The organism is Actinoplanes italicus (genome assembly GCF_003001815.1).
GTDB classification, from domain to species: Bacteria; Actinomycetota; Actinomycetes; order Mycobacteriales; family Micromonosporaceae; genus Actinoplanes; species Actinoplanes italicus.
This window is the reverse complement of sequence record NZ_PVMZ01000012.1, coordinates 42,663-67,618: the sequence shown is the minus strand read 5'-3', so window position 1 is coordinate 67,618 and position 24,956 is coordinate 42,663. Positions and strand designations below refer to the sequence as shown.

Annotated in this window: 22 protein-coding genes; 10 read left to right on the top strand and 12 right to left on the bottom strand. The window is 70.1% G+C overall.

Annotated features, from left to right (window positions below; all coding sequences use genetic code 11):
- Positions 1 to 13: 13 nt before the first annotated feature.
- The gene (locus CLV67_RS27360; RefSeq protein ID WP_106323334.1) at positions 14 to 934 is read left to right on the top strand and encodes an AraC family transcriptional regulator; all 921 of its coding nucleotides are present in this window, start codon (positions 14 to 16) and stop codon (positions 932 to 934) included.
- A 96-nt stretch (positions 935 to 1,030) separates the two neighbouring features.
- Here CLV67_RS27360 and CLV67_RS27355 read toward each other — a convergent pair whose 3' ends face one another.
- On the bottom strand, positions 1,031 to 1,618 hold the full coding sequence (locus tag CLV67_RS27355) for a TetR family transcriptional regulator (protein WP_239166577.1): 588 nt from the start codon (positions 1,616 to 1,618) through the stop codon (positions 1,031 to 1,033).
- Between the two features lie 64 nt (positions 1,619 to 1,682).
- On the opposite strand from CLV67_RS27355, the gene CLV67_RS27350 reads away from it, so the two are divergent.
- Positions 1,683 to 2,474, top strand: a complete 792-nt coding sequence (locus CLV67_RS27350) for an SDR family NAD(P)-dependent oxidoreductase (protein ID WP_106323330.1) — start codon at positions 1,683 to 1,685, stop codon at positions 2,472 to 2,474.
- Here CLV67_RS27350 and CLV67_RS27345 read toward each other — a convergent pair.
- The gene (locus CLV67_RS27345; protein WP_106323328.1) at positions 2,456 to 4,138 is read right to left on the bottom strand and encodes an alpha-glucosidase; all 1,683 of its coding nucleotides are present in this window, start codon (positions 4,136 to 4,138) and stop codon (positions 2,456 to 2,458) included. The genes CLV67_RS27350 and CLV67_RS27345 overlap by 19 nt on opposite strands.
- Before the next feature lie 82 nt (positions 4,139 to 4,220).
- Between CLV67_RS27345 and CLV67_RS27340 the strand changes: the two genes are divergently transcribed.
- The 4 genes from CLV67_RS27340 (at position 4,221) to CLV67_RS27325 (ending at position 9,113) form a co-directional block, all read left to right on the top strand.
- Positions 4,221 to 5,222, top strand: a complete 1,002-nt coding sequence (locus tag CLV67_RS27340) for a glycosyltransferase family 4 protein (protein WP_106323326.1) — start codon at positions 4,221 to 4,223, stop codon at positions 5,220 to 5,222.
- Positions 5,223 to 5,383: 161 nt separating this feature from the next.
- Positions 5,384 to 6,538, top strand: coding sequence for a glycosyltransferase (locus CLV67_RS27335; protein WP_106323324.1), 1,155 nt, complete (start codon positions 5,384 to 5,386; stop codon positions 6,536 to 6,538).
- A 2-nt stretch (positions 6,539 to 6,540) separates the two neighbouring features.
- A complete protein-coding gene (locus tag CLV67_RS27330) occupies positions 6,541 to 7,632 on the top strand; it encodes a glycosyltransferase (protein ID WP_106323322.1) in 1,092 nt (363 codons plus the stop codon).
- Positions 7,629 to 9,113 carry a glycoside hydrolase family 130 protein gene (locus CLV67_RS27325; RefSeq protein WP_106323320.1) on the top strand — a complete coding sequence of 495 codons (1,485 nt, stop codon included), beginning with the start codon at positions 7,629 to 7,631 and terminating at the stop codon, positions 9,111 to 9,113. The genes CLV67_RS27330 and CLV67_RS27325 overlap by 4 nt, the downstream gene beginning before the upstream one ends.
- 15 nt (positions 9,114 to 9,128) lie before the next feature.
- Here the strand turns inward: CLV67_RS27325 and CLV67_RS27320 are convergent, their stop codons facing one another.
- Complete coding sequence (locus tag CLV67_RS27320) at positions 9,129 to 9,953, bottom strand: methyltransferase domain-containing protein (RefSeq protein WP_106323317.1); 825 nt, start codon at positions 9,951 to 9,953, stop codon at positions 9,129 to 9,131.
- A 220-nt stretch (positions 9,954 to 10,173) separates the two neighbouring features.
- Here CLV67_RS27320 and CLV67_RS27315 point away from each other — a divergent pair, with 220 nt between their 5' ends.
- On the top strand, positions 10,174 to 11,199 hold the full coding sequence (locus CLV67_RS27315; RefSeq protein WP_106323315.1) for a Gfo/Idh/MocA family protein: 1,026 nt from the start codon (positions 10,174 to 10,176) through the stop codon (positions 11,197 to 11,199).
- A gap of 6 nt (positions 11,200 to 11,205) precedes the next feature.
- Here the strand turns inward: CLV67_RS27315 and CLV67_RS27310 are convergent, their stop codons facing one another.
- The 8 genes from CLV67_RS27310 to CLV67_RS54320 form a co-directional block, all read right to left on the bottom strand.
- Positions 11,206 to 11,850, bottom strand: coding sequence for a MarR family winged helix-turn-helix transcriptional regulator (locus tag CLV67_RS27310; RefSeq protein WP_170154018.1), 645 nt, complete (start codon positions 11,848 to 11,850; stop codon positions 11,206 to 11,208).
- A 592-nt stretch (positions 11,851 to 12,442) separates the two neighbouring features.
- Entirely contained in the window at positions 12,443 to 13,444 is a 1,002-nt protein-coding gene (locus tag CLV67_RS27305) for a hypothetical protein (RefSeq protein WP_203737382.1), read from the bottom strand.
- Between the two features lie 53 nt (positions 13,445 to 13,497).
- Positions 13,498 to 14,046 carry a carboxymuconolactone decarboxylase family protein gene (locus tag CLV67_RS27300; protein WP_106323311.1) on the bottom strand — a complete coding sequence of 183 codons (549 nt, stop codon included), beginning with the start codon at positions 14,044 to 14,046 and terminating at the stop codon, positions 13,498 to 13,500.
- Between the two features lie 488 nt (positions 14,047 to 14,534).
- Positions 14,535 to 16,130 (bottom strand): amidohydrolase family protein, encoded by a 1,596-nt coding sequence (locus tag CLV67_RS53590; protein ID WP_249037967.1) that lies wholly within the window; start codon positions 16,128 to 16,130, stop codon positions 14,535 to 14,537.
- The gene (kynU, locus tag CLV67_RS27290) at positions 16,127 to 17,359 is read right to left on the bottom strand and encodes a kynureninase (protein WP_307833881.1); all 1,233 of its coding nucleotides are present in this window, start codon (positions 17,357 to 17,359) and stop codon (positions 16,127 to 16,129) included. Before kynU ends, CLV67_RS53590 begins: the two co-directional genes overlap by 4 nt.
- Positions 17,356 to 18,207, bottom strand: a complete 852-nt coding sequence (locus tag CLV67_RS27285) for a tryptophan 2,3-dioxygenase (protein WP_106323309.1) — start codon at positions 18,205 to 18,207, stop codon at positions 17,356 to 17,358. Before CLV67_RS27285 ends, kynU begins: the two co-directional genes overlap by 4 nt.
- A gap of 27 nt (positions 18,208 to 18,234) precedes the next feature.
- Complete coding sequence (locus CLV67_RS27280) at positions 18,235 to 18,549, bottom strand: YchJ family protein (protein WP_428839490.1); 315 nt, start codon at positions 18,547 to 18,549, stop codon at positions 18,235 to 18,237.
- 204 nt (positions 18,550 to 18,753) lie between these two features.
- Positions 18,754 to 19,284 carry a methyl-accepting chemotaxis protein gene (locus tag CLV67_RS54320; RefSeq protein WP_106323304.1) on the bottom strand — a complete coding sequence of 177 codons (531 nt, stop codon included), beginning with the start codon at positions 19,282 to 19,284 and terminating at the stop codon, positions 18,754 to 18,756.
- Positions 19,285 to 20,034: 750 nt separating this feature from the next.
- Here CLV67_RS54320 and CLV67_RS27270 point away from each other — a divergent pair.
- Positions 20,035 to 21,276 carry an RNA polymerase sigma factor gene (locus CLV67_RS27270; protein ID WP_239166575.1) on the top strand — a complete coding sequence of 414 codons (1,242 nt, stop codon included), beginning with the start codon at positions 20,035 to 20,037 and terminating at the stop codon, positions 21,274 to 21,276.
- Between the two features lie 298 nt (positions 21,277 to 21,574).
- On the top strand, positions 21,575 to 23,050 hold the full coding sequence (locus CLV67_RS27265; protein ID WP_106323300.1) for a phospholipid carrier-dependent glycosyltransferase: 1,476 nt from the start codon (positions 21,575 to 21,577) through the stop codon (positions 23,048 to 23,050).
- Between the two features lie 9 nt (positions 23,051 to 23,059).
- Here CLV67_RS27265 and CLV67_RS27260 read toward each other — a convergent pair whose 3' ends face one another.
- Positions 23,060 to 23,413 (bottom strand): YciI family protein, encoded by a 354-nt coding sequence (locus tag CLV67_RS27260; protein ID WP_106323298.1) that lies wholly within the window; start codon positions 23,411 to 23,413, stop codon positions 23,060 to 23,062.
- 278 nt (positions 23,414 to 23,691) lie between these two features.
- Here CLV67_RS27260 and CLV67_RS27255 point away from each other — a divergent pair, with 278 nt between their 5' ends.
- Positions 23,692 to 24,693 (top strand): LacI family DNA-binding transcriptional regulator, encoded by a 1,002-nt coding sequence (locus CLV67_RS27255; RefSeq protein ID WP_106323688.1) that lies wholly within the window; start codon positions 23,692 to 23,694, stop codon positions 24,691 to 24,693.
- Positions 24,694 to 24,956: the final 263 nt, after the last annotated feature.

Here is a 24,956-nt window from a genome sequence, read left to right as displayed (position 1 = left end):
GGATGGTCTGCAGATGACGGACATGCTCGGCGAGGCGCTGCACCAGCTCCGGCTCAGCGGCACGCTCTACTGCCGCGCTGATCTCACGGCCCCGTGGGGCATCGCCGTGCCGCCGCTGCCGGGCTGCCTGGCCCTGGTCGTGGTCACGGCCGGTTCCGCCCGGCTGGAGATCGACGGCAGCGAGCCGCGCCATCTGGCCGCCGGCAGTCTCACGCTGCTACCTCACGGCACTCCGCACGTGTTCCGCAGCGGTCCGGACGTACCCACGGAACCGCTCTTCGACCTGCCGGTCGAGATGTTGAGTGACTGCTACGAGCTGCTCAGTCACGGCGGCGGCGGGGAGCGGACCCAGGTCACCTACGGCGTGCTGCGCTTCGACACCGCGACCGGCGACCGGCTCACCAGGCAGCTCCCGCCGGTGCTGCATCTGGACGGCTGGGACGCCGACGACTCCGGCTGGCTGAACAGCACGCTGCGGCTGATCGCGCGGGAGGCACAGGAGCTGCGGCCGGGCGGCGAGACGGTACTCACCCGGCTCGCCGACGTGCTGGTCATCCAGGCGATCCGGGCGTGGCTGGCCGACGCGCCGGAGGCCCGGCAGGGCTGGCTGGCGGCGCTGCGCGACGAGCAGGTGGGGCGGGCGCTCGCGGCGATCCACCGGGCGCCGGGCCGGGACTGGAGCCTGGTCTCACTGGCCCGGGAGGCGGGCATGTCCCGCTCGGCGTTCGCCGAACGGTTCACGGCGCTGGTCGGCGAGCCGGCCATGCGCTATCTCGGCGACTGGCGGATGCAGTCGGCGCGGACCCATCTGGGCGCCAGCGACGAGCCGTTGTCCGCGGTGGCGCACCGCTTCGGATACCGCTCGGAGGCCGCCTTCGGCCGCGCCTTCAAGCGGGCCTTCGGCGTCTCCCCGGGCAGCACGCGGGCCGGGTGAGAGGGTTTCCCTGAGCAGCGCGCGGGCAGGGCGAGAAGCGTCTCCCGGGCAGCGCGGGCCGGCTGAGAGCGTCTCCCCGGGCAGCACGCGGGCCGGTCAGGAAGAGCCGCCGTGGACCGCGGCGGCCGCGGCGTCGAACAGGTCCTCCAGCGGGACCTTGCCGTCCGCACGGCCCCAGGCCTCCCCCGCCACGTCGAGGCAGGTCAGGACCGAGGCGACGAGCGCCTCCGCGCGTACGTCCAGGGGGTCTGAAGGATCGGCACCCAGCCGCCGCCGGATCTCGGGCGTGAGCATCGCCTGCCATTGCAGATGTTTCTCGATGCTGCGGGCTCGCAGCGAGGGTGTCTGGTGGACCATCTTGAAGACCGCGAGCATCTCCTCGTCCGACCCGTAGGCCGCGTCCTTCACGCTGTGCAACGCCGCGCAGAGTGCGTCCCAGGGATCCTCGCCGTCGGGCCGCGCCTCGAGCGCCTGCCGGATCAGGTCGCCGCGGGTGGCGAGGTCGCCGAGGACGACGTCCTCCTTGGTGCCGAAGTAACGGAAGAACGAGCGCCGCGAGATGCCGGCCGCCGCCGCGATGTCGTCGATCGTCGTGGCGTCGAAACCGCGGGTCAGGAAGAGTTCCATCGAGGTCCGGGTGATCTCGCCGTAGACGGCATTGCGGGTCCGGGACCAGAGCGACATGCCGATCAGCCTACACGCCATGCCTCATTGACACCGAGTGCCAGATGGTCATAGCGTGCCACCCATGGCCGTCGACTTTCGCAACCAGACCACCCTGATCACCGGAGCGAGCTCCGGTCTCGGCGCACTCTTCGCCCGCCGCCTGGCCGCCCGCGGCTCCGGCCTGGTCCTCGTCGCCCGGCGTACCGGCCGCCTGGAGAGTCTGGCCGCAGAACTGCCCGGGGTGAACGTCACGACGATCGGCATGGACCTGGCCCAGCCGGGTGCGGGCGCGAAGCTCGCGGCCGCGATCGCCGAGCGCGGGATCGACGTGACCAGCCTGATCAACAACGCCGGGTTCGGCACGCACGGCGTCTTCCACGAAGCCGACCCGCAGCGGATCACCGACGAGATCACCCTGAACGTCACGAGCCTGACCGAGATCACCCGGGCCTTCATCGACCCGCTGCGCGCGCACGGCGGCGGTGTGCTGGTCAACGTGGCGAGCATCGCCGGTTTCGCTCCGAGCCCGACGCTCGCGGTCTACGCGGCGAGCAAGGCGTACGTGCTGAGCTTCACCGAGGCGCTGTGGGCCGAGTCCCGGGGCACCGGGCTGCGCGTGATGGCGCTGTGCCCGGGCGCCACCGAGACCGAGTTCTTCGACGTGGCCGGCCAGGGCGCCGACGGCGGCACCTCGCGGATGCGCGCCGACACCGTGGTCGACCTGACCATGAGGGCCCTGGACCGGCGCAACCCGCCGCCCAGCCTGATCACCGGCACCCGGAACCGGATCATGATGGGTGCCAGCCGGCTGGCCGGACGGCGGGTCACGCTCGCCGCGCTCGGCGTGATGATGCGTCAGACTGTCCGGCGATAGACCACGGCCTGCCAGGGGGCCAGATTCAGGCCCTCGGGTGGGCTGTCCAGGTTGTCGAGCACCAGCTCGGCGCCGTCCCACCCGTCGATGCCGGCGTGGGCCTCGACCCCGGAGAAGTTGCCGATCACCAGCAGCTCGGTGCCGCCCAGGCGGCGCGTGAAGGCGTACAGGCGCTCGTCGTTCGGCAGCAGCATGGTGAAGTCGCCCTCGGCCACCGCGGGTTCGGTCCTCCGCAGCTCGATGAGCCGGCGGTACCAGTGGAAGACCGAGTCCGGGTCGGCCCGCTGGGCCTTCGCATTGATCTCCACGTGATTCGGGTTCGCCGGAAGCCACGGTGTCCCGGTGGAGAAACCGGCGTTGGGCGAGTCGTCCCACTGCATCGGCGTGCGGGCGTTGTCCCGGCCTCTCGCCCGCAAGACCTTCAAGACCTCTTCGGGCGTACGCCCTTCGAGCTCCAGAGCCTGCTTGTACTGCCCGAGCGCCTCGATGTCACGGAACTCGTCGATGTCCGCGAACGGGTAGTTCGTCATGCCGAGTTCCTCGCCCTGATAGATGTAGGGCGTGCCGCGGTGCAGGTGCAGAACCGTGCCGAGCATCTTCGCCGAGGCGACCCGGTGGGCGGGGCTGTCGTCGCCGTACCGGGAGACGACCCGCGGCTGGTCGTGGTTGTTCCAGTAGAGGCTGTTCCACCCCGCCCCGGCGAGACCGGCCTGCCAGCGGCCGAGGATCGCCTTGAGCTGCGTGAGCTGCAGCGGGACGAGCAGCCACGGATCCGGCCCGCGGTCCACCCACACGTGGTCGAACTGGAACACCATGTCGACCTCGCGCCGGTCCGGGTCGGTGTGCAGGATCGCCTCCTCCACGGTGACACCGGGCATCTCACCCACGGTCAGCAGGCCCTCGCGGCCCTCGAAGACCTCGCGGTGCATCTCCTGAAGGAACTCGTGCAGCCGGGGACCGCCGATGAACGCCTCGGAACCGTCGGCGTAGGCGGATCCGGCGTTGAGCCGCCCGTCCGGAAGGGACACGTCCTTGGAGATCATGTTGATGACGTCCATCCGGAAGCCGTCCACGCCCCGGTCCAGCCACCAGCGCATCATCGCGTAGACGGCCTGCCGGACCTCCGGGTTCTCCCAGTTGAGGTCGGGCTGCTTCTTCGAGAACAGGTGCAGGTAGTACTCACCGGTCTTCTCGTCGTACTCCCAGGCCGGGCCGCCGAAGACGGACCCCCAGTTGGTCGGCTCGGCCCCCGGCGTGCCCGGTTCCATCCCGGGCCGGGCCGGCCGCCACCAGTACCAGTCCCGTTTCGGACTGTCCGTGCCCGACCGGCTCTCCAGGAACCACTCGTGCTCGTCGGAGCTGTGGTTCACCACCAGGTCCATGATGATCTTCATGTTCCGGGCGTGCGCGCCGGCCAGCAGCTCGTCGAAGGTCGCCAGATCACCGAAGAGCGGCTCGATGTCCTGGTAGTCACTGATGTCGTAGCCGTTGTCATCCTGCGGCGACGGATACACCGGGGACAGCCAGAGCACGTCGACACCCAGCTCGGCGAGGTGGTCGAGGTGGTCGATGATGCCGCGCAGGTCGCCCATGCCGTCGCCGTCGGAGTCCGCGAAGCTGCGCGGATAGATCTGGTAGACGACCGATTTCTTCCACCACGTCATTCGTCTTCTCTAACACGATTACCCGCCCGCTACCGGGGATGCATACTGACCGGGTGGTTATGGGCGAAAGTTCGGGTTTGTCATGAAGATCGCATTGCTGGGTCCGATCGCCTGGCGCACTCCGCCGTTGCACTACGGCCCCTGGGAGCTGATCACCAGCCTGCTCGCCGAGGGCCTGACCGCCCGCGGGGTCGACGTCACGCTGTTCGCGACCCTCGATTCGGTCACCAAGGCGACGCTCGACGGCGTGGTCCCGACCGGCTACGAGGAGAGCGACGAGATCGACGGGCGGGTCTGGGAGGCGATCCACGTCAGTCACGCGCTGGAGCGGTCCGCCGAGTTCGACCTGATCCACAATCATCTGGACTGGCTGCCGCTGGCCTTTTCGGGACACTGCCGAACCACGATGCTGACCACCGTGCACGGCTTCTCCGGGCGCAACATCCTGCCGGCGTACCGGCGGGCCCGGTCGCATTTCGTCTCGATCTCGGACAGTGACCGTTCCCCCGATCTCGACTACCTGGCCACCGTGTATCACGGCGTCGATCTGGCCGGTCTGCCGTTCCACGCCGCCGGGGGCGAGGATCTGATCCTGTTCGGGCGCATCCATCCGGACAAGGGCACCGACATCGCGATCGAGATCGCCCGGCGGGCCGGCCGGCGGCTGGTGATGTGCGGAATCGTGCAGGACCGGGACTATTTCGCCGAGCGCGTAGAGCCGTTGATCGACGGCGATCGCGTGGTCTATCTCGGCTCGATCGGGCCGGAGGAACGCGACACCATCCTCGGGTCGGGAGCGGCCCTGCTGCACCCGATCCGGTTCGCCGAGCCGTTCGGGCTCTCCGTGGTGGAGTCGATGGCGTGTGGGACACCCGTCGTCGCGTACCGGAGGGGATCCATGCCGGAGGTCGTCGACGAGGGGGTCACCGGCCGCCTGGTGGACACCGTCGACGAGGCGGTGGCCGCGGTGGAACGGATCGGCGAGATAGACCGGGCCGCCTGCTCGGCACGCGCCCGGGAACGCTTCTCGGCGGAACGGATGGTCGACGACTACCTGGCGATTTACCGAAAAATCATCAGTTGATTAGCTAGATCTTGTTAACGTCGCAATGTGAATTGCGCGTTAAACGAGGCCTTTTCCTGGACCACGTTTGCGCCGCTCACCCGCGGTGTACGGCACCGTGCCCGCGCGCGCTGAGTCCGTGCTGCGGGTATGCAGCCGGCCGAGGAGAGAAAGGCCCAGTCATGCCCGCGACATACGGGTTTTTGAGCACTTATCCCCCCACTCAATGCGGTTTGGCGACTTTCAATGCGGCACTCGCCACACATCTCACCGGAGGCAACGGCGGATCCGGAGTGGTACGGCTGCTCGCCGGCGACAACACCAGTGGGGGGATCGCGCTCGACCGGGCCGCGCCACGGGTCGTGCACACCTGGAACACCGACCGTCCCGGCGGCTGGGTCGCCGCAGCCACCGCACTGAACCGTTTCGACGTCGCGGTCCTGCAGCACGAGTACGGCATCTACCCGGGTGACGCCGGAGCCGAGGTGCTGCCCGTCCTGCGCGCGCTGCGGGTCCCCTCCATCGTGGTGCTGCACACCGTGCTCACCAATCCCGACCCGCTGCAGCGCAACGTCCTGGAACAGATCGCCGCGGCCGCCGACGCCGTGGTGACCATGACCGACACCGCCCGGCAGCGGCTCACCACGTACTACGACGTCAACCCGCGCAAGGTCACGGTGATCCCGCACGGCGCCGGCAGCCACACCGGCACACCCCGCGAGGACCACGACCGGCCGCACCTGCTGACCTGGGGCCTGCTCGGGCCGGGCAAGGGCATCGAATGGGCGCTGCGGGCCCTCGCCCTCCTCGACGACCTGTCGCCGCGGCCGCTCTACACCGTCGCCGGGCGCACCCACCCCAAGGTCCTCGAGCAGCAGGGCGACGTCTACCGCGACTCGCTCAAGGAACTCGCCGCCGACCTGGGCGTCGACGACTGCGTCGAGTGGGCCGACGTCTACCTCGAGCCGTCCGAGCTGTCCCGGCTGATCCGGTCGTCGGACGCGGTCGTGCTGCCGTACGACTCCACCGAGCAGGTCACCTCCGGGGTGCTGATCGAGGCGGTCGCCGCCGGGGTGCCGGTGGTCGCGACCGAGTTCCCGCACGCCGTGGAGCTGCTCGCCGACGGGCCGGGTCTGCTCGTACCGCATCAGGATCCCGAAGCCATGGCGATCGCCGTCCGGCACGTGCTCGCCGAGCCCGGACTGCCCGGACGCCTGGCCGGCCTGGCCGGCGGCCCCACCCTGCGCTGGCCCGCCGTGGCCGCGCGGTACCAGGCCCTCGCCGCCCGCCTCATCTCCGACCGCCGGCCGCTCGCGGCCGCGACGATCCCCGCCTAGGCATGGCGCTGTCACTGCGGCTGATCCCGCCGCCCATCCAGCTGCGCGACGTGCCGGAACCCCGCTGGGACCACGTCTTCCGGCTCTCCGACGACACCGGGCTGCTCGAGCACGCCCGCAACGCGATCGCCCGGCGCGAGCACGGATACTGCGTGGACGACGTGTCCCGCGGCCTGCTCGTCGCCGCCCGCGAACCCCACCCCTGGCCCGAACTGATCCGCAACGCCGAGCGCTACCTCGGCTTCCTCACCCACGCGCAGGGAGCGGACGGCGCCTTTCGCAACCGGATGGGGTACGACCGCCGCTGGTCCGACGAGCCGTCACTCGGCGACTGGTGGGGCCGGGCCATGTGGGGGCTCGGCACCGCCGCGGCCCGTGGACTCTCCCCGTGGATCCGCCGGGAGGCCATGGAGGCGTTCCGGCAGGGCCTGCAGTGCCGATCGACGTGGCCCCGGGCGATGGCGTTCGCCGGGCTCGGTGCCGCCGAGCTGCTGCGCACCGGGCCGTACGACCCGGCCGTCGCCGAACTGCTCGGCGACGCGGCCACCGTGATCGGCCTGCCCGGCTCCGACCCGGACTGGGTCTGGCCCGAACCCGAGCTCACCTACGCCAACCCGTCGCTCGCCGAGGTCGTCATCGCCGCGGGCGACCTCCTCGGCGACGAGGGTCTGCTCGTCGACGGGTTGCGGATGCTCAGCTGGCTCTGCGGCACGCAGGAGAACGACGGGCACCTGTCGACCGTCCCGGTCGGCGGCTGGCGGCCCGGAACCCCGGCCGGCGCCCGGCACCGCTTCGATCAGCAGCCGATCGAGGCGGCCGCCACGGCCGACGCCTGCGCCACGGCGGCGGCCGTCACCGGCGATGAGCATTGGGACGCTTCGCTCTTCCAGGCGATCGCCTGGTTCCTCGGGGACAACGACACCGGAACGGTGATGTACGACGCTGAGACTGGCGGATGTTATGACGGATTGACGGCCAATGGTCCTAATCTGAACCAAGGAGCCGAATCCACCCTCGCGCTCGTCTCCACGCTGCAGCATGCCCGTACGCTGGCGAGCCGGAGCGCGACCCGACCGTCAGGCGGCCTAGCGTGACAGCAACGGTGAACACCACCGACATCACCCGTCACAACATCACCATGGCGCCGGACGGCCGGCGCGTCGTGATCAAGCTGTTCGTCCCGGGTGAGGACGCCAACAGCGTCCACAACCGGACGTCGAGCCTCATCGAGCGGATCCTGCAACTCGACGAGAGCGACATCAACGCGCTCCTCGACGACGTGCTGAACCGCTTCTCCGGGCGGCACCACGACATCCTCGCCGTGTTCCAGCACCACTACCAGGTGGTCCAGCACCGCGTGCCCAACGAGATCGAGCTCTCGCCGGCCGCACGGACGCTGATCGGCGCGTATGTCAGTCACGAGTTCTCGGTCGAGGCCGCCGCCCTCTGCAACCCGTCGATGGTCCCGCACCCGGACCAGAGCGAACTGCTTCCCGGCGAACTGCGGGTGGCGATCAGCCTGCGCCAGATCGGCGAGGGCCACATCTCGTCGATCGGGTTCTGCAGCGCCATCCTCGGCCCGGGTGCCGCCATCCGGATCGAGGACCGGGACGGCCCCCTGATGATCGGGCAGCGGGTCGGCGCCAAACACATGCGGCACCAGCTGTGCGCGGCGCTGACCGAGGACGACATCGACAACGAGGCTTCGTCGTACGTGCTGTCGGCGCTGCCGGAACGCTACGACGACCACGAATTCGAGGAGATCCTCGGGCACCTGCCGAACGAGCTGCTGGCCCGGCCCACCACCCCGACGGCGCTCGAGGCCATCCGGCGTTCCGTGGGGGCCGACTACGCGGTCACGTTCCCGGCCACGATCCCGCTGCACCAGCGGGTCCTGTGGCCGTCCACACCGACCGAGGCCAAGGGCATGGAGGACGCGCGATTCGTGCAGGTCCTCGACCCGGACGGGCGGACCGCGTACCAGGCCACCTACACCGCGTACGACGGCTTCAACATCGCCGGGCGGGTGATCTTCACGCGCGATCTGCGGCACTTCGAGGTCACCACGCTGCACGGGCCGGCCGCCCGCAACAAGGGCATGGCCATGTTCCCGCGTTACATCAACGGCAAGAAGTACGCGCTGTGCCGCTCCGACGGCGAGACGCTGGGCCTCAGCGTCCGCGACGAGCAGCACCGCTGGCAGCACGTGGGGGCGATCCTCGTACCGCACCGTGGCTGGGACCTCATCCAGGTCGGCAACTGCGGCTCCCCGATCGAGACCGAGGCGGGGTGGCTGGTGCTCACCCACGGCGTCGGGCCGATGCGCCGGTACGCCATCGGCGCCATGCTGCTCGACCTGGAGGACCCCTCCCGGGTCATCGCCGACCTGCCGCAGGGACTCATCGACCCGGACGAGAAAGAGCGGGAGGGGTACGTGCCGAACGTCCTCTACTCGTGCGGCGGGCTCGTCCACGACGGGCGGTTCTGGCTGCCGTACGCCTCGAGCGACGTGCGGATCAGTTTCGCCAGCATGCCGCTGGACCGGCTGCTGCACCGCATGCAGCCGATCACCTGACCCGTCACCAACCCCTCATCCCTTGGTCCCCGCCACCACCCAGATGGTGAGGACCGCCAGGAAGGTGCCGCTCTGCCCGGCCGCGTCGACACAGGCGAGCCACTCGTCGCGCAGGCCGGGCGGGGTCGCCCAGGCCTCCACCGGGACCCGCGGGTTGACCATCGGCAGCACCACGGCGGCCGAGGCCGGGCTGGCGAACAGGCATGTCACCGGGGTCGCGGTCACGTCACGCAGACCGGCCGCGACCAGCCGGCGGCGCAGGGTACGGCCCATGTCGTGCTGCTTCGGGGTGAAGTGCCCGCTGACGTGGGCCATCACCACGGCACCGAGACCGGCCGGCATGCCGTCGAAGGCGAGCGAACCCCAGTCGGTGTCGATGAGGCAGATCCGCCCGCCGGAGCGGGTCACCCGGACCAGCTCACCGATCGTCCGGTCGGCGTCGTCGACATGCTGCAGGACCCGCTCGCACCACACCCCGTCGACGTGCTCGTCCGGCATGCCGAGGGCGGCGACGTCTCCGGTCGAGTAACGCACGTTGCTGCCGTCGTGCCGGCTGATCGCGGCCGCGGTCACCGCCGACGAGTGATCGACGGCCAGCACCTCACCGGTCCCGCCGACCCGGGCTGCCAGCATGCGGGCCACCTCTCCACTGCCGGAGCCGGCGTCGAGCAGCCGCTGCCCGGCGGCCGGGCGAAGCGTCTCGAAGGCCACCTGGCGTACCCGCTGGATCTCCGGATGCCGGCCCATCTCGGTCAGGGCGTCGAGCACGATTTCTGACATCTGGCCCGAGAGGGCGTCGATGTCGGAAAAGGGCGTCCGGTCCTTCTGCGCGGGTTCCATCCCGCAATTGTTCATCGCACAGCGTCCGATCGGCCGTCGCCGTCATCCATCCGACAGCAGCTCCACCTGCTCTTTCGCTAGATCAAGCGGCGAATGTGCGCGATCCGCACACGTTGCGGCCGCAAAATCAAGCCGTACGCTCCGTGATGTCTTGCGCATCACAGATCACCAGGGAAATCAGTGGCAACAGGCCGGCAACCGATGTGTAAAACTTCCGGACATGATCGAACGGGTTAAGTTCGGGCTGGTCGGCTTCGGCACCGGCGGCCGGGTGTTCCACGCGCCGCTGATCGCGTCAGCGGAGAACATCGAATTCGTCGGCGTGGTCACCACATCGCCGGAGCGCCGGGCGCAGGTCGCCGAGTCCCTGCCGGGTGTCGGCACGTATGACTCGATCGCCGCCCTGGCCGCCGACGGGGTGCGGGCGGTGGCCATCTCCACACCCGCCGCCACCCACGCCGCGCTCGCCGTCGAGGCCATCGAGGCCGGGCTCACCGTCGTCGTCGACAAGCCGTTCGCGCTCGACGCCGACACCGCCCGCAAGCTCGTCACCACCGCCGAGGAAGCGGGCGTGCCGCTCACCGTCTACCAGAACCGCCGGTGGGACTCCGACCTGCTCACCATCAAGAAGCTCATGGAGAACGGCTCGCTCGGCGCGATCCGGCGCTTCGAGTCGCGGATGGAGCGCTGGGCGCCCGAGCGGCTCCCCGGCGCCGCCGGTGGTGGCACCCTTCTCGACTTCGGGTCCCACCTGATCGACCAGGCACTGCAGCTGCACGGTCCTGCCGACCGGGTGTACGCCGAGGTCCACGGCCCCGACGGCGGACTCGACGACGACTTCTTCGTGGCCCTGCACCACACCGGCGGCGTCGAGTCGCACCTGTGGGGCTCGTGGCGGCAGGCCGGCCCCGGCCCGCGCTTCCGGGTCACCGGCACCGCCGGTACGTACATCTCCCCCGAGCTCGACTACCAGGAGACGCTGCTCAAGGCCGGCAAGTCGCCGGCCAAGCTCGGCGACCGCTGGGGCGTCGAACCCGAGCACCGCTGGGGTCACCTGTTCCGCGGCGCCACCGGCGCCCCGGTCGAGAGCTGCCGCGGCCGCTGGGACAGCTTCTACCCGGCGGTGGCCGCCGCGGTCCTCGGCGAGGGCCCGCTGCCGGTCGACCCGTGGGACTCGGTGAGGGCCATGGAGATCCTCGACGCGGCCCGCCACAGCGCCACGACCGGCACCACGGTCAGCCTCTGAGAGCCGTCAGGCCGCCTCGTGATCGGGGCAGGTGACACGTAGTTCCGCATCACCGAACGCAGCGTCCACAAAATTGCAGTGGTGTGGGCGCTGCGGGTCGGGATGGGCGCGCGGCACGAAGAACCGGCACGTCAGACACATCTGCGAGACCGGGATGGCCCGGCGGTCCTGCAGCTCGCGCATGAGCGTGGTCATGCCGCGCAGCATCGCGGCGAAGTCGTCGGGGGCGAGCGCCGACACGGCGTCGGTCAGTTTCTCCGACTGGACGTTCAGCCGGCCGGCCTCCTCACGGCCCGCGGCGGTGAGACCGAGCAACGTCACGCGGGCGTCACCGGGGTCGCGGGACGCGTCCACCAGCTCCTTCTTGCGCAGCACCCGCACCGCGTCGGAGACGGTCGGCGGGGTGGACGCGAGGGCCGCGACGATCTCCCCCTGCCGGAGAGGGCCACCCCTGCCGTCCAGCAGGACGATGATGTCGGCCTGCAGCGGGGAGAGGTTGTGCGGCCCGGCGTTGCGCCAGGCCTCCATCCGCACGGCTTGGCCGAGGCGGGCGAGGCCGACGAGGAGCTGACCGGTCGGCGGCATTCCCGGAACGTCCGCCATGCGAACCGTCCTCTCCTCCGCCGACTTCATGAACCAGAGCCCGTTCATCGTACGTTCATTGGCACTGGCAAGTAATTCGCGGTGCGCCCCGGCTCGTTGTCGGACCGTCGCCTTTCTGGCCCTGGGCCGGCGCTTGGCCATCGCCTTCACCTCAGGCCAACGCCTTCACCTCAGGCCATCGCCTTCACCTCGGGCCATCGCCCTCACCTCAGGCCAACGCCCTCACCTCAGGCCAACGCCCTCACCTCAGGCCAACGCCCTCACCTCAGGCCAACGCCCTCACCTCAGGCCAACGCCCTCACCTCAGGCCAACGCCCTCACCTCAGGCCAACGCCCTCACCTCAGGCCAACGCCCTCACCTCAGGCCAACGCCCTTGTCCCGAGCCATCGCCCCCGTCCCGCGGCCCATCGGCCCGTGGCCGCGCCCATCGCCCTACACCACGGCCCATCGCCTCGTCCCCCCGGGCGCCGACAGCGGGACGTCGCCTTCTGGCGGCGCCCCGGCACTCTGTCGGCGCCGGGGCCTTACCTCGAAACCCTGCTCCGCCCCCCGACCCAACCCCGGCTGCGACCCCGGCTCCCGGCTCAACCTCGCCCCGGTTCCACCCCGCCCCGGCACGCGGCGCACCACTCGGCGGGGTCAGCGCCGGAACGTTCCCGGCAGTGAAAGGTCGCCGGAGGCCACGTCGAAGACGTTCTCGACCCTCAGCAACGGGTCGTGCAGATCCGCGTTGACCTTCAGCGCGGAGGTGACACCGTCGTACTGGAAGGTCTTCGGGAACCCGAGGGCGGCCAGCGGCACCTCGATCCGCACGGTCTGCCCGGTCAGCTTCGTCGGGTACGACGGACTGTCCAGGTAGAGCGGCACCCCCGGCCAGGTCTTCGGCAGCTGGGGCCGCTCGCCCGGCAGGATGTCGCGAACCTTCAGAGCTCCGTCCGGCCGGGTGGTGTCGGGCACGAGCACCACCCAGTGTGAGTGCCACAGGCCACCGTCGTCGTCCTTACGGCCGTTGCGGTTCTCGTCGACGAGCGGCGTGTCGTCGAAGTCCGGGTGACTGGTGGCCGCCAGCGCGAGCACGCCGCTGCCCCGGCTGAAGCCGGCCGTGGACGTGTTCAGCGAGATCGGCCACACGTAGCTGAACACCGAGCTACCGGCGAACTGCCCGACCCGGCCGGGTTTCACCGAACCGGCCCGGCCACGAACCTGCTCGGTGAACACGATCCGGTCCCCCTGGCGCCGGACCGAGGTCCGCACCAGGTCGAACGCGGCCGGCTCGGCGTTCCCCCGCGGCGAACCGATCCCGCCGCCGTGATCGTGCCCGCCGCGGTCAGGGCTGCCGTGGTCATGGCTGCCGTGGTCATGGCTGCCGTGGTCATGGCCACCATGGTCGTGGCCACCGCGGTCAGGGCCGCTGTGGTCGTGCGCCGTGCTCGTCGCCGGTCTCGCGGCCGTCCCCCTCTGCGCCGTGCTCGCCGCCGGCGCGACGGCCGGCCCGGTCTGCACCGTGCTCGCCGCGGGTTGCGCGGCGGGCGCGGTGTGCGCGGCGAGCTCGGCGTCGGAACGGGCGGTCGCGAACACCGCGGTGGCGGTAGCCGTCACCGCCGTGAGCGCGACGACCGACGGAATGACGATGCGGGTCACTGCTGCCTCCATTTATTGGCACTGCCAAGTTTCTAGCTCATGAAAACGACGGGTCAGTCCCGCGTGGCGACGCCTTCGACGGCCGGGAAGTCAAGGGCGGTCTGCCCGACCGAGTTGAAGTAGTTGGTGAAGGTGTTGAGCGCGACCGCGGCAACGATCTCGCCGATCTCACCGTCGCCATAACCGGCCTCCCGCACGGCGGCGAGGTCCTCGTCAGCCACGAATCCCTTGCTGCCGATGACCTGGCGGGCGAATCGAAGCGCCGCCTCGACCTTGGGGTCGGAGGCCCGCGCGTCCCGGCCGGCGACCAGGTCGTCATCGGAGACGCCGGCCCTGGCACCGAGCACGGTGTGCGCCGCGAGGCAGTAGCCGCACTCGTTCTCCACTGCGGCGACCAGGGCGATCTGCTCCTGCACCCGGGCAGGCAGCAGACCCTTGGAGAGCGCACCGGAGAACTGGAGGTAGGCGTCGAGCACAGCGGGCGAATTCGCCATGGCCCGCATCATGTTGGGCGTGACGCCGAGGGCACGCTCGACCCGGCCGAGCAGGGTGCGGGCCTGACCTTCAGCGGCGGCGGGGTCGACGGTGGCGAGACGAGGCATCGGAACTTCCTAATCACTAGGCTTGTTTGGCAGTGCCAACTTTATGGAGTGGGCCGCCTGACGGCAATAGGTTCGAGTCTGTGTCCTAGGGCACAGCCCAACCCGGGCCATAATCTCTACACAGCCCGGCCGGCAACCTCGAGGATCGCGTCGGTGGCGACCTCGGCTCCCGGCCGCAGTCTCCACACAGCCCAACCCGGGCCATAATCTCTACACAGCCCGACCCGGCAACCTCGAGGATCGCGTCGGTGGCGACCTCGGCTCCCGGCCGTAGTCTCCACACAGCCCAACCCGGGCCATAATCTCTACACAGCCCGACCCGGCAACCTCGAGGATCGCGTCGGTGGCGACCTCGGCTCCCGGCCGTAGTCTCCACATAGCCCGACCCGGCAGGTCACTGCGCCGACTCCCCGCGGCTAGTTTCCCGCGGCCAAGTCGCCTGCGGTCAGCTTCTCCGCGACCACTTCTCGCGCTGCCCGGCCGGGAGGTCAGATCTGACGAGGTCGTACCGAGGCGTCCAGCACGCGGGCGGTCGCCAGCGCATCCGGGAAGCGCTCGACGTCGAGGTCCAGGCCTGCAGGCAACCAGGAGATCGTTGAGCTGTCACTTTCGGTCATGGCGGTGAGGACGGCGTCGGGCGTCAGACCGGCCGACTGCAACAGCCGGATCTCACGGGCGTTGACGCCGAGTGGCAGCGGTCCGTTACCCAGGTCTGTTCCGTAGCGGACCGTACCCCCGTGCCCGATGAACCGCCGCAGGTTCCCGACAGCTACCTCACGGGCCGGATCGGGGTCACCCCAGCCGTGGATGTCCAGCGTGCTGATCCAGCTCATGCGCTCCGCGCAGGCACGCAGCAGCGCATCGTCGACCGGCTCGGTCCAGGGCGTGTGAGCCAAGACGTCGGCCCCGGCGGCGTACGCCTCAGCCACCGTCCCCGGGCCCTCCGCATGCACCACGACGGGCAGGTCCGCCGCATGCGCCGCCTTGACCACGGCTTTCAGCACCGGCAGCGGCAGTCGCGGACCACCCGCGTGCGCGGTGACCTTGATCAGACGGGCCCCGGCAGCCCCGGCCTCGTCGACCGCGGCACGAGCGTCGGCCTCTCCGCCGATCTCCCGCCAGCTGCCGGCCGGCGCCCATGGGCGGTCACTCGGGTAGCCGCCAGGAGCGGTCAAAAACGGACCGGCATACCGAACACGTGGCAGACCCGAATCCGCCCGCACCGCCCGCCCGGCGAATTCGGCGACCGTCGACGGCACGCCGCCGAGGTCCCACACCTCAGCGATGCCACCGGCCCGAACCGTACCGAGGTCGACCAGCGCCGAATGCACATGTGCGTCGACCAGACCGGGCAGCAGCGTCCCCGGGAACCGCCGGGTGTCCTCGCCACCGGGTGCCAACTCGGCCGGCACAGGCTTGACCACACCGTCGGGCGCCACCCGGAGAGCCACGCCCTTCCGCAGCCGGCCACCCCACCAGACCGAATCCGCCAGCAGCCATTCGACCCGGCCGTTCCCGCCGGCCAGAGCAGCGACGGCGCCACGCGCCGCGGACCCAGCCGCCTTGCCGATCGCACCACCGGCTCCGCCGCCAGCCGTCGAGCCGACGACCCCCGCGCCAACAGCCGAGCCGACGGCGGGATCGCTCACGGCATCCGTGGTAGTGCCGACGGCAGTGCCGGTCACGGCACCCGCCGCCGAGCCGGCGGCAACCCCGGTCACGGCACCCGCCGCCGAGCCGGCGGCAACCCCGGTCACGGCACCCGCCGCCGAGCCGGCGGCAACCCCGGTCACGGCACCCGCCGCCGAGCCGGCGGCAACCCCGGTCACGGCGCCGGTCGTCGGGCTGTCTGCGGCCCCGCGCGCGGTCGGGGTCGGCGGGATCTCGGTCTCCTCGGCGACGGTGACGGTGGGGCGTGGGCCGGTGCTGTTGCGACGCAGCGCCGCCAGACCGCAAGCTCCGGCCGAACCGGAACCTCCACAGCACGCATCAGCCGCTCCGGCCCGCCCGCCGCCGGCAGCAGGGAACGGAGCGGTGGCGTTCTCGCAGACGTCCGGTGAGATGGATGACGACTCGGTACTCACCGGGGATTCTTCTCCAACAGCTCCCGCAGGAGCGCGAGCCCCTGACAGACCTCACCGAAGCTGGTGCTCAACGGTGCCGGACCGATCCGCAGTCCGTCCGGACGCCGGTAGTCGGGGATGACACCGCTGTCCCACAACGGCTGCAGGAAATCCTTGAACCCGTCGCGCCGCAGCGTCACGTGACCGCCACGCCGGGCGGGATCCCGCGGGCTGACCACGGTGACGCCGTGCGGGGCGAGCCACTCGTCCGCGAGATCGAGCACATAGCCGGTGAGCAGCAGCGACTTGGCGCGGACCGCTTCGATCCCGGCGGCGGCGAGCATGTCGAGGTTGGCGTGCAGCGGGACCATCGCCAGGATCGGCGGGGTCCCGCTGAGCAGGGCCCGGACACCGGCCGCAGCCTCGTAACCGTGACCCATCTCGAAGGACGCGCGGTGCCCCATCCAGCCCTGGATCGGCTGGCGCAACTCGTCCTGCAGCTCGCGCCGCAGGTAGGCGAAGGCCGGGGCGCCGGGACCGCCGTTGAGGTACTTGTAGGTGCACCCGACGGCGAGGTCGACACCCCACTCGTCGAGGGCGATCGGCACCGAGCCGGCCGAGTGGCACAGGTCCCACATGGTCAGAGCTCCGGCAGCGTGCGCCACCCGGTTGATCTCGGCGACGTCGGCGAGCCAGCCCGACCGGTAGGCGACATGGCTGAACAGCACCAGGGCGGTGTCCGCGTCGACCACGTCGGCGACCTGCTCGGCACGGATGCCGGTGGCCGGGTCGGTCTCGATCCACTCCAGGCGCAGGCCACACTCGGCGGCGATGCCCTCGATGACGTACCGGTCGGTGGGGAAGTTGTCGGTGTCCAGCACCACCGTGCGGCGACCGGGCCGGGCGGCGACCGCGGCACGTGCCAGCTTGTAGATGAGCACGGTGGTGGAGTCGGCGATCACCGTCTGCCCGGCGCCGGCACCGAGCGCGATGGAACCGAGCCGGTCGCCGAGGGTGAGCGGCCACTCCAGCCAGCCCTCGTCCCAGCCTCGGATCAACCGGCCGCCCCACTGCTCCCGGACGAACTCGTCGAGCAGCCGGGCGGTCGCCTCCAACGGGCGGCCCAGCGAGTTGCCGTCGAGGTAGGAGAGCAGCTCGGCGGGCGGCGGAGTGATGAACTGCTCCCGGAACGCCGCCAGCGGGTCGTCCGCGTCGAGGGTGGCGGCGCGGGCGGGCAGGTCATCGATCAACGGGGCACCCCGATCTCGGTCCGGACGGCGTAGAGCTCGGGGAAGAATGTCAGATCGAGCGCCGCCTTCAGGAAGCCCACCCCACTGGACCCGCCACTGCCCCGCTTGAACCCGATCGTCCGTTCCACCGTCTTGAGGTGCCGGAACCGCCACAGCTGGAAGTTCTCCTCCAGATCGACGAGCTCCTCACACGCCTCGTAGACGTCCCAGTTCTGCTCGGCGTTCTCGTAGATCTCCCGGAAGACCGGCACCAGCGCGGCGTGATAGTCGTACGGCTCGGTGACGTCACGCTGCAGGATCTCGGCCGGCACCTGATGCCCGCGCCGCGCCAGGAAGTGCAGAAACTCGTCATACACACTCGGGGTCAGCAGGGCGTCCTCGAGCAGGGCCCTGGCGCCGGGCTGGTCGTCGAAGATCCGCAGCATGTCCCTGTTCTTGTTGCCGAGCAGGAACTCGATCGCCCGGTACTGGAACGACTGGAAGCCCGATGACGTGCCGAGGAAACTGCGGAATTCCGCGTACTCCGACGGGGTCAGGGTGGCCAGCACCGACCACTGCTCGGTCAGTGTGCGCTGAATGTGCTTGACCCGGGCCAGGCCCTTCAGCGCGGGACGCAGCTCGTCCTTCGCCAGGTACTCCTGGACCGCCTTCAGCTCGTGGATGATCAGTTTCAGCCACAGCTCGGATGTCTGATGCTGCACGATGAACAGCAGCTCGTCGTGGTGTTCCGGCACACTGACCGGGTGCTGCGCTCCCAGCACGTCGTCGAGGCGCAAGTATGCCCCGTACGAGAGATTGACCTTGAAGTCTTTGACTATGCCGTCTTCAAGCGGCCGCTGTGCCGACATGGTGAACCCACCTCCTCGTCAAGAAGATCACAGCGGCCCCTGGTAGACCCAGCGGCCGTCGTGCCGGACGAACCGGCTCTTCTCGGCCATCACGCCCGGCTGACCGCCGTCGACGTAGTGCGCGCGGAACTCGACCGTCCCCTCGGCGTCGAAGACGCCACCGCCGTCGTGACCCAGCACGTGGAGGCGCGTCCAGCGCAGGCCCGGATCACCGTCCACGGCCGGCGGCCGCGTCGACGGGTGCCAGGTCCGCAGCACATAGTCGCTCTTGTCCAGCGCGTAGGCACTGAAACGCGAACGCATCAACGCTTCCGGATCGGCCGCCGGCTTTCCGTCGTGCAGGGGTCCGCAACATTCCGAGTACGCTCCGCGGCCGCACGGGCATTGCGAGGAGACACTCCGGGGCTTGGGGGATCTGCGAGCCATGCCGCCAAGTGTCCTCCACCCGCCGAACGCCCTCGAAGTTATCCACAATCCTCGGCTGTCCACAGGCCGGGTCGCGGCCGGAGTGCTCACCGCGATAGAGATCCGCGCATGCCGACGACGTCAGCCCGCCTGCTGATCCACCACGATGCCGCTGATCACCTTCTGACAGCGGTCCAGTTCCTCGATCAGTCCCTGCATCTCCTCGATCGCGGAGACCGCGTTCTGGGTGTCCGCCCGGATCCCGCCGACCTGCGTGCCGATCTCACTGGTCGCCGTCGCCGTCTCGTTGGCCAGGTCCTTGACCTCGCTCGCCACCACCGCGAAGCCACGCCCCGCCTCACCGGCCCGGGCGGCCTCGATCGTCGCGTTCAGCGCCAGCAGGTTCGTCTGCTTCGCGATCGTCGCGATCAGCTGTACGACCTTGCCGATCTCGGTGCTGCTCGCCTCCAGCCGCTGGATCACCTGCACCGCGGTCTCGGCCGCGCGCACCGCCGCGTCGGTGGCCGCCGCCATGTCGTTGCTGACGTTGGCGAGCCGGTGCACGGAGTCACGCTGCCGGTCCTGCGCCGACCAGTCGCTCTGGCCTTGGCCCGACGACCAGTCCTGCTGATCCGTCGACGACCAGCCGTCATTCTGATCCCAGTCGGACATGGTGGTAGCGACCCCTCTCTCCCGGTCCCCGCAAAACATCCCATCCCGCCCACCAATCGCGGGGGGTTTTGCCCGATCTAGACCTTCATTCGGCAACTGTCCGACCGCGCCGCGACAGCGGCGACGCACCGTCTCCTCGGCCCCCAGCCGGCGCCGGGACTCGACCATGCGCTCGAAGTTCGAGGCGGACGACAGCAACCGCAGCGTGGTGACCTCCGGCTCGCCCGTGGGCGCAGATCACCACGCAAGGAAGGACACGCCGCAGCGTGGTGACCCACGGCCCGCCCACGGGTCGCCCACCGGCGCAGATCACCACGCAAGGAAGGACACGCCGCAGCGTGGTGACCCACGGCTCGCCCGCGGGCGCAAGTCACCACGCAAAGGAGGCACCGCGGCGTGGTGACAGCCCGTGGGCGCAGATCACCACACAAAGAAGGACACACCGCAGCGTGGTGACCCACGGCCCGCCCACGGGCGCAGATCACCACGCAAAGAAGGACACGCCGCAGCGCGGTGACCCACGGCTCACCCGCGGGCGCAGATCACCACACAAAGAAGGACACGCCGCAGCGCGGTGACCCACGGCCCGCCCACGGGCGCAGGTCACCACGCAAAGGAGGCACCGCGGCGTGGTGACAGCCCGCGGGCGCAGGTCACCACGCAAGGAGGCACTGTCGGCGGCGTTCGGGCGCTATGAGCGCGAGCCGCACCAGCCGCATCGGCGGTATCCGGTCGGCGGAGAATGCAGGGGTGACCGGGGTCGGTGAGGTGGTCGATCGGGTGTGGCGGTCCGAATCCGCCGGGATGCTCGGCGTGCTCGGGCGGCGGCTCGGTGACCTCGATATGGCGGAGGAGGCGCTCCAGGACGCCGTCGCCGAGGCGTTGCGGCGGTGGGAGGCGGAGGGCGTACCCGCGAATCCGGCCGGATGGCTGGTGACGACCGCCTGGCGGAAAGCCATCGATCGGCTTCGGCGGGACGCCAACGGGCGGGACAAGGAAGCGCTCGCGGCGTTAGATCCGACTCTCGGGGGTGCGCCGCCGGAGAACGGTGTGCCCTCGTGGCCGCCGTCCGGGGACGACCGGCTGGCTCTGGTGCTGGCCTGCTGCCATCCGACGTTGCCGGAGGCCTCGCGGGTCACGCTCACCCTGCATGTGGCGGCCGGGTTGTCGGCGGAGACTGTCGCCGCGGCGTTTCTGCAGCCCAAGGCGACTGTTGCGCAACGGCTGGTGCGGGCCAAACGGCATCTGAAGGAGCATGGCGTACGGGTGGTGACGCCCCCGCCTCACGAATACGGCGAGCGCCTGCGGTCCGCGGCCAGTGTGATCTACCTGATCTACAACGAGGGGTACCTGACCTCGGCAAGCGACACCGCGGAGCGCCGGGAGCTGGCACGGGAAGGGCTGGAGCTGGCACGGCAGCTGGCCGCCCTGATGCCGTACGAACCGGAGGCCGCGGGGCTGGCCGCACTGCTGGAGTTGCACGAGTCGCGGGCCGCCGCGCGGTTCGGCGACGGGGGTCGGATGGTTCTGCTGGCGGATCAGGATCGGTCGGCGTGGGATCGGGTGCTGATCGCGTCGGCGTTGCGGCGCCTGGCCCGGGTCGCGTCACTGAACCGGCCGGGGCCGTTTCAGGTGGAGGCTGCGATCGCCGCCCAGCATGCCGTGGCGCCGTCGTGGGCCGGTTCCGACTGGGCTACGGTGCGCAAGCTCTACGACCTGCTGGCCCGGTTCCGGCCGACGCCGGTGGTGTTGCTGGGGCGTGCCGTGGCGACGAGTTACACGGCCGGGCCTGCGGAGGCACTGGCCGAGGTGGACGAGTTGAGCGGGCGGCTGGACGGTTACCGCCTGTGGCATGCGACCCGCGCCGATCTGCTGGGCAGGCTCGGGCGCCGGGCGGAGGCCGCCGAGGCGACCCGGCGGGCGCTGGCGCTGGTCACCAACCCCGCGGAACGCGATCTGCTGGCCCGCCGCCTCGACGATCTGACCAGCTGACCGCGGGCCGGAGACGAGCGGCCGCAACGGAACGCGCCAGAGGACGGCGACCGCAGAAAACGGCAGCAGCGGAACAGGCCGAGAAAAGGCGCCCGCATCGGAACGCGCCAACGAGAGGCGACCGCAGAGAGCGACCGCAGCAGAAAGCGGCCAGGGGGAGACGACCGCGGCAGGAAACAGGCGGCGGAGGGGCGGCGCGGTCGGTTCACGGGAAGTTAACCGGGTGCTCCCGTGTGGAGGGGCTGCGCGTTCGCCGGGTACCGGTTGGATTGCCCGGTCTCGATGAGGATCGAGAGTGATGCGACGGGGGACCTCAGCACATGACCACCGCCAGTTCGACCGGGCCGCGATGATCCGGCGGCATCTACCGCTTCTTCTGGTTCTGGGTGTCGCCGTCGGGGTGCGTGCCTGGTTCACGGCCTCGTATCAGTACGCCTTCTTCTTCCCCGACACGATGCTGTACGTGCGTGACGCGCTCTCGATGGTGCCGAACGACATCCGGCCGGCCGGCTACTCCTTTCTGATCAAACCGCTCGCCGGTGGCCCGTACCGGCTGATCGCGGTGTTCCAGCATCTGGTCGGGGCCGCACTGATCGTGGCCGGATACGCCTTCCTGCTGAAGCGGGGAGCGAAGCCGTGGGTCGCGGCGCTGGCCATGGTGCCGCTCGCGATCGACGCCCGGCAGCTCACGCTCGAGCACTACATCCTGGCCGAGACGGCCTACGTGGCCCTGACCGTGGCCGGGCTCGTCGTGCTGGCCTGGCGGGACCGCCTCGGGCCGGTGGCCGCCGCCGTGGGTGGGTCGCTGCTGGGTTTTGCCGCGCTCACCCGTTCGGTCGGGCTGCCGATCCTGGCGCTGGCCGGCGTCTATCTGCTGGTGCGCCGGGTGGGCTGGCGGCAGCTGGCGGCGTTCACGCTGCCGGTGGCGGCGCTGCTCGGTGGCTACCAGGTGTATTACGAGCGGCACCACGGGGTGTACGCCTTCACCCAGAACCAGGGCCGGTTCCTGTACGCCCGCGTCATGCCGGTGGCGGACTGCTCGAAGCTGGAGCTGACCGCGAAGCAGCGCACGCTCTGCGATCCGAACCCGCCGGCGAACTTCGAGCACCGCCCGGACCGCTACATCTGGAGCGACCACAGCCCGGCCTACCGGCTCTACCGCGGGGTCGGCAACGACGCGTTCCTGAACGAGTTCGCCACCACGGTGATCAAGCAGCGCCCGGGCGCGTACCTGGCCATGGTCGGCGAGGAGGCGAGCTGGCACTTCTGGTTCCGGCCGCCGCTGGTGAAGGACGCGGCCTGCCTTGCCAGGACATGGCTGCCGCCGGAGCGGCCCGGCTATCAGTGCCAGCCGTTCTACTACGTGCCGGTGAGCGAGATCGGCAAGCACCCGGCGGTCGGCCCGCTGCCCGCGACCGCGGCGACCGAGCGGGTGCACGCGTACGGCCGGGTCGTGACCACACCGGGTCCGCTGTACGCCGCCGGCGTGCTGACAGCGCTGGCGGCCGCCTTCTGGCGTCCTCGCGGGCGCTCGTGGCGCCCGGCCGCGGACGCCGTGCTCTTCGTCGCGGCAGGTATCGGCCTCATGCTCGTGAGCGTCGCCACCAGCATGTACGAGCAGCGGTACGCGGTGCCCGCGGTCGCGCTGATCCCGATCGGCATGGTCCTCGCGTGGATCCGCCTGAAACACGATCCGGCAAAACCAGCGGAAGAAGCGGCCGGGGAAGCCGAAACAGCGGCCGCCAAGGACGAAGCGGCCGCCGAACGGGTCTGACGGAGAAGATCAGCGGATCATCTCCGGGCGCAGTTCGACGCGGTCGCCGATGGCGGCGATGCCCGGCCAGCCCGACGCGACCGCGACGGCCTCGTCGAGGTCGTCGACGTCGAGCAGGATGAAGCCGCCGACCACCTCTTTGAGCTCGACGTACGGCCCGTCGGTGACCTGGGGTGTGCCGTCCGGGCCGGTGCCGATGGTCTTCGCCCCGCTGGACGGGCCGAGTTCGGCGCCGCCCTCAACGATCTTCCCGGCCTCGAACCACTTCTGCCACCAGGTGCCGACCTCCTCCATGAGGCCGGGGGCCAGGTCGGGGTCGAACCACTTGGACTCGTCGCCCAGCAGGATCATGACGTAGCGCATGGAGTGTGCTCCCTCGTCTCGGTTGTTCCACCCCACTGACGATCGGGGCGACCGCCGAATCGACATCGAGCATCCGAGAAATCGGGCCCGGTGGGAAGCGAAGCAAGCGAATGAAAGGATTGCGTCGCACAGAGCGACGCCTTAACCGATTCACAGCCGGTGGAGCGGACACTGGGTGTGAAGACGGGCGTCGAGGCGCATCGACGATCCGCAAGGGGACGCAAGACACAGTCCGATACTGGTTCTGTTCTTGCAATAAATTGACGTAGGATTCCGTGGTGACCAAACGACTTGCCGAGGTGGCGAAGAAGGCCGGGGTCAGCGAGGCGACCGTCAGCCGGGTGCTCAACGGGCGCAGCGGCGTCTCCGAGGCCACCCGCACGTCGGTGCTCACCGCGCTCGACGTCCTGGGCTACGAGCGGCCGACGAAATTGCGCGGCGAACGGGCCAGGCTCGTCGGCCTGGTGCTGCCCGAGCTGCAGAACCCGATCTTCCCGGCGCTCGCCGAGGTGGTGACCAGCTCGCTCGCGCAGCGCGGGTTCACCCCGGCGCTGTGCGCGCGGACCATAGGCGGTGTGCCCGAGTCCGACTACGTCGAGATGCTGCTCGACCATCAGGTGTCCGGCGTGATCTTCGCGGGCGGTTCCTATGCGCTGACCGACGCGTCGCACGAGCACTACCGGCGTCTCACCGAGCGCGGTCTGCCCGTGGTGCTGGTCAACGCCGGTGTCGACGAGCTGGGCTTCCCGCGGGTGTCGACCGACGACGCGGTGGCCGTCGAGCAGGCGTACGGCCATCTGCGCTCGCTGGGCCACGAGCGGATCGGCATGGTGCTCGGCCCCGAGGGACACGTCCCGTCGCGCCGCAAGCTGGACGCGTTGTTGCAGGTCACCAGCTCTACGGAGGCGGAGAACTGGGTGGAGCGGTCGAGCTTCTCGATGGAGGGCGCCCGGGTGGCGGCGACGAAACTGGTCGAGCGCGGGGTGACCGGCATCATCTGCGCCAGTGACGTGCTGGCGCTGGGCGCGATCCGGGCGGCGCGCCGGCTGGGCCGGTCGGTGCCCGACGACGTCTCCGTGGTGGGCTTCGACGACTCGGCGTTCATGACCTGCACCGATCCGCCGCTGACAACGGTACGCCAGCCGATCGAGACGATGGGGCAGGCAGCCGTGGACCTGCTGGTGAGCCAGATCGACGAGGCCCGCGAGTTCTCCGACGAGCTGCTGTTCGAGCCGGAGCTGGTGGTCCGCGGTTCGACAGGACCCGTGCGCCGGGAGTAAGAACCGGGAGTAGCGCCGGGAGTAGCGCCGGGAGTAGCGCCGGGAGTAATTGACTGACGGTCAACAGGCCGCCGACCACATGGTCGGCGGCCTTTTTGCGTACAAAATCGGGTGAAGTGACCCCAAGCCAAGGCCTGCCGCAAGAAAGTCGTGTTTTTTCAGTGCTCGATCGAAACCTTGCGGCAACATGCCCGCCTCGTTACAGTGACTCCACTCACTACGAGGACTCCTTACCAAGCGATAAAACCGTTCCCGAAGGGATG

What these genes read in the sequence shown, in the direction of transcription:
- CLV67_RS54320 (WP_106323304.1), bottom strand. Translation starts at nt 19,284, where the DNA reads ATGTCCGACTGGGATCAGAATGACGGCTGGTCGTCGACGGATCAGCAG.
- CLV67_RS27315 (WP_106323315.1), top strand. Translation starts at nt 10,174, where the DNA reads ATGATCGAACGGGTTAAGTTCGGGCTGGTCGGCTTCGGCACCGGCGGC.
- CLV67_RS27350 (WP_106323330.1), top strand. Translation starts at nt 1,683, where the DNA reads ATGGCCGTCGACTTTCGCAACCAGACCACCCTGATCACCGGAGCGAGC.
- CLV67_RS27285 (WP_106323309.1), bottom strand. Translation starts at nt 18,207, where the DNA reads ATGTCGGCACAGCGGCCGCTTGAAGACGGCATAGTCAAAGACTTCAAG.
- CLV67_RS27345 (WP_106323328.1), bottom strand. Translation starts at nt 4,138, where the DNA reads ATGACGTGGTGGAAGAAATCGGTCGTCTACCAGATCTATCCGCGCAGC.
- CLV67_RS27310 (WP_170154018.1), bottom strand. Translation starts at nt 11,850, where the DNA reads ATGAACGGGCTCTGGTTCATGAAGTCGGCGGAGGAGAGGACGGTTCGC.
- CLV67_RS27260 (WP_106323298.1), bottom strand. Translation starts at nt 23,413, where the DNA reads ATGCGCTACGTCATGATCCTGCTGGGCGACGAGTCCAAGTGGTTCGAC.
- CLV67_RS27335 (WP_106323324.1), top strand. Translation starts at nt 5,384, where the DNA reads ATGCCCGCGACATACGGGTTTTTGAGCACTTATCCCCCCACTCAATGC.
- CLV67_RS27360 (WP_106323334.1), top strand. Translation starts at nt 14, where the DNA reads ATGACGGACATGCTCGGCGAGGCGCTGCACCAGCTCCGGCTCAGCGGC.
- CLV67_RS27340 (WP_106323326.1), top strand. Translation starts at nt 4,221, where the DNA reads ATGAAGATCGCATTGCTGGGTCCGATCGCCTGGCGCACTCCGCCGTTG.
- CLV67_RS27300 (WP_106323311.1), bottom strand. Translation starts at nt 14,046, where the DNA reads ATGCCTCGTCTCGCCACCGTCGACCCCGCCGCCGCTGAAGGTCAGGCC.
- CLV67_RS27265 (WP_106323300.1), top strand. Translation starts at nt 21,575, where the DNA reads ATGCGACGGGGGACCTCAGCACATGACCACCGCCAGTTCGACCGGGCC.
- CLV67_RS27330 (WP_106323322.1), top strand. Translation starts at nt 6,541, where the DNA reads ATGGCGCTGTCACTGCGGCTGATCCCGCCGCCCATCCAGCTGCGCGAC.
- CLV67_RS27355 (WP_239166577.1), bottom strand. Translation starts at nt 1,618, where the DNA reads ATGTCGCTCTGGTCCCGGACCCGCAATGCCGTCTACGGCGAGATCACC.
- CLV67_RS27320 (WP_106323317.1), bottom strand. Translation starts at nt 9,953, where the DNA reads ATGGAACCCGCGCAGAAGGACCGGACGCCCTTTTCCGACATCGACGCC.